Origin of the sequence: Micromonospora parastrephiae (assembly GCF_016802865.1) — a bacterium.
GTDB classification, from domain to species: Bacteria; Actinomycetota; Actinomycetes; order Mycobacteriales; family Micromonosporaceae; genus Micromonospora; species Micromonospora parastrephiae.
Map to the genome: position 1 here is coordinate 1 of NZ_JAEVHM010000347.1, position 3,145 is coordinate 3,145.

General features: G+C 70.9%; 2 protein-coding genes and 1 pseudogene. All 3 read right to left on the bottom strand.

Annotation, left to right across the window (positions count from 1 at the left end; genetic code table 11):
• Positions 1-612, bottom strand: a pseudogene (locus JNW91_RS30720) (molybdopterin-binding oxidoreductase); the annotation flags it as partial.
• Between the two features lie 126 nt (positions 613-738).
• Positions 739-2,379, bottom strand: a complete 1,641-nt coding sequence (groL, locus tag JNW91_RS30725) for a chaperonin GroEL (RefSeq protein WP_203178966.1) — start codon at positions 2,377-2,379, stop codon at positions 739-741.
• 70 nt (positions 2,380-2,449) lie between these two features.
• Positions 2,450-2,764: a co-chaperone GroES gene (gene groES, locus JNW91_RS30730; RefSeq protein WP_030330046.1), complete on the bottom strand. Its 315-nt coding sequence runs from the start codon at positions 2,762-2,764 to the stop codon at positions 2,450-2,452.
• Positions 2,765-3,145 lie beyond the last annotated feature (381 nt).

The following is a 3,145-nucleotide window of genomic DNA, read 5'->3' on the forward strand; positions in this document are numbered from 1 at the left end:
CTCGGGCGGCACGGCCGGCTCGGGCGGCACGGCCGGCTCGGGCGGCACGGCCGGCTCGGGCGGCACGGGAGGGGTCACCGGCGCCGACAGGTCGTCGGAGGTCATCGGGCCGGCCGGCGACAAGGGCGTCTCCTCGCGGAGCGCGGTCGGCGTCGGCGGCGACCAGGGCCAGGGGTCCAGCTCGAACGGGCCGGCGATGAACAACCAGAGCACCAGGGCGCCGAGACCGCCACCGACCAGCGACGGCAGCGCGTCGAAGACATCCGCGCCGGGACGGGTCAACGCGGCGGCCACACCGACGGCGGCGAACGCCGCGATCCCGGCCAGACCGAGGGCCAACCGGCGCACCGCCAGCATCCCGAACAGCGCGGCGAAGCCGCCGAGCAGCACCGCCGTACCGACCAGCAGGGCGATCTTGTCGGCGGTGCCGAAGACGTCTATGGCGAACTGCTTCACCGGCTCGGGGACGGCGTCGACGACCACCCCGCCGACCGCGACCAGTGGGGCCGACCGGGGGCCGGTGAGCACCGCCACCGGCTCGGCGATCCCGATCGCGACGGCGGCAGCGGTCACCCCGGCCAGCGCGGCGTACCGCCGTGACGTGGTCCTCATCGGCCCAGTGTGCGCGATCATTCCGCCGGGTCGCCAACCTCGTCAGCGTTCGGTCATGACGGGAGAAGACGAGCCGGGGCACACCGCCGTACGACGGTGTGCCCCGGGACGGGTGTCGCTACCGGGTCAGAAGCCCGGGCCGTGCTGGTGGCCGTGACCGTGGCCGTGCCCGCCGGCGGCGGCCGGCTCGGCCTGCTCCGGCTTCTCCACCACGAGGCTCTCCGTGGTGAGCAGCAGACCGGCGATCGAGGCGGCGTTGGTGACCGCGTTGCGGGTCACCTTCACCGGGTCGATGATGCCGGCCTTGACCAGGTCGACGTACTCGCCGGTGGCGGCGTCGAGGCCGTTGCCCCACTGCATGTCGGCGACCTTCTGGGTCACGACGTAGCCGTCGTGACCGGCGTTCTGCGCGATCCAGCGCAGCGGCTCGACGAGCGACTTGCGCACGATCGAGACGCCGACCTTCTCGTCACCGGTGAAGCCCAGGTCGTCGTCGAGCACCGGGAGGATCTGCACCAGGGCGGCGCCGCCGCCGGGCACGGTGCCCTCCTCGACCGCGGCCTTGGTCGCCGCGATGGCGTCCTCGATGCGGTGCTTGCGCTCCTTCATCTCGACCTCGGTCGCCGCACCCACCTTGATCACGGCGATGCCGCCGGAGAGCTTCGCCAGCCGCTCGGCCAGCTTCTCCCGGTCCCAGTCGGAGTCGGAGGCCTCGATCTCCTTGCGGATCTGGGCCACCCGGTCGGCGACGTCGGCCTTCTGGCCGCCGCCGTCGACGATCGTGGTGTTCTCCTTGTCGACCACGACGCGCCGGGCGGTGCCGAGCACCTCCAGGCCGACCTGGTCGAGCTTGTAGCCCAGCTCTGGGGCCACCAGCTCGGCGCCCGTGGAGATCGCGATGTCCTGGAGCATGGCCTTGCGCCGGTCACCGAAGCCCGGGGCCTTGACCGCGCAGACCTTGAGGGTCTTGCGCAGCGAGTTGACCACCAGGGTGGAGAGCGCCTGACCGTCCACGTCCTCGGCGATGATCAGCAGGGGCTTGCTGTTCTGCAGGACCTTCTCCAGCAGCGGCAGCAGCTCCTCGATCGCCGAGATCTTCTGGGTGGTGACCAGGACGTACGCGTCCTCCAGGACGGACTCCTGACCCTCCAGGTCGGTGACGAAGTTCGGCGAGATGAAGCCCTTGTCGAACTGGAGACCCTCGGTCACGTCCAGCTCGGTGGTGAGCATCGAGCCCTCCTCGACGGTGATGACACCGTCGCGGCCGACCCGCTCCATCGCCTCGGCGATCAGGTCGCCGATGGTGGCGTCCTGCGCGGAGATCGTCGCCACGTTCGAGATCGAGTCCTTGCCGGCGACCTCCACGGCCCGGCCGAGCAGCGCCTCGGAGACCTTGGCGGCCGCCGCGTCGATGCCCCGCTTGAGGCCGGCCGGGTTGGTCCCGGCGGTCACGTTGCGCAGACCCTCGCGAACCATCGCCTGGGCCAGCACGGTGGCGGTGGTGGTCCCGTCGCCGGCGACGTCGTTGGTCTTGGTCGCCACCTCCTTGACCAGCTGCGCGCCGAGGTTCTCGTAGGGGTTGGTGAGCTCGATCTCCTTGGCGATGGTCACACCATCGTTGGTGATCGTCGGCGCACCGAATTTCTTGTCCAGGACGACGTTGCGCCCGCGCGGGCCGAGGGTGACCTTGACCGCGTCCGCGAGGGCGTTGACACCGTGCTCCAGCAGGTGCCGGGCGTCGTCCGAGAAGCTCAGGATCTTCGCCATGAATGTCCCTTCGAAGCGCCACTGCCCCGGCCCGGCGAGCCGGACCGGGGCAATGGCACTGATCGGTTGCTTACTTCTCGATGACCGCGAGGACGTCGCGGGCGGAGAGCACCAGGTACTCCTCGCCGGCGTACTTGACCTCGGTGCCGCCGTACTTCGAGTAAAGGACGGTGTCGCCGACCTGAACGTCAACCGGAACCCGGTTGCCGTTGTCGTCGACGCGCCCCGGGCCGACAGCGAGGACGGTGCCCTCCTGCGGCTTCTCCTTGGCGGTGTCGGGGATCACGATGCCCGACGCCGTGGTGGTCTCAGCCTCGTTCGCCTGGACCACGATGCGGTCCTCGAGCGGCTTGATCGCAACCTTGGTCGCGGTAGTCACGGGCATACCCTCCTGGGGTACTGGTTTCGTTGCTGGCCAGCGGGGCTGACCAGCGTCAATCTGCCTCATGCCACCGGGCGGGACCGTCGTCGCGGGTGCCGGTCCGCCTGGCGTGCGCGCCCGGGTCGCGAGACCCGGAAGCTGGCACCCTCAGGGTGAGAGTGCTAATCGCAGGTTATTCCGTGGCTAGCACTCCGTCAAGGAGAGTGCCAGCGCGTCGCGCCCCGCCAGCCAGGATTTCCGGGTCGACCGAGAGAATGGCGGCGTGGATCTCGACCAGCTGGCGGCGCTGCGTACCCCCGAGGGGTCGGCCGCGCTCGCGGCGGCGGCCCGGCTGGCCGGTGGCGACCCGCTGGCCGCGGCGTCGGCGCTGCGCGCGACCGGGGT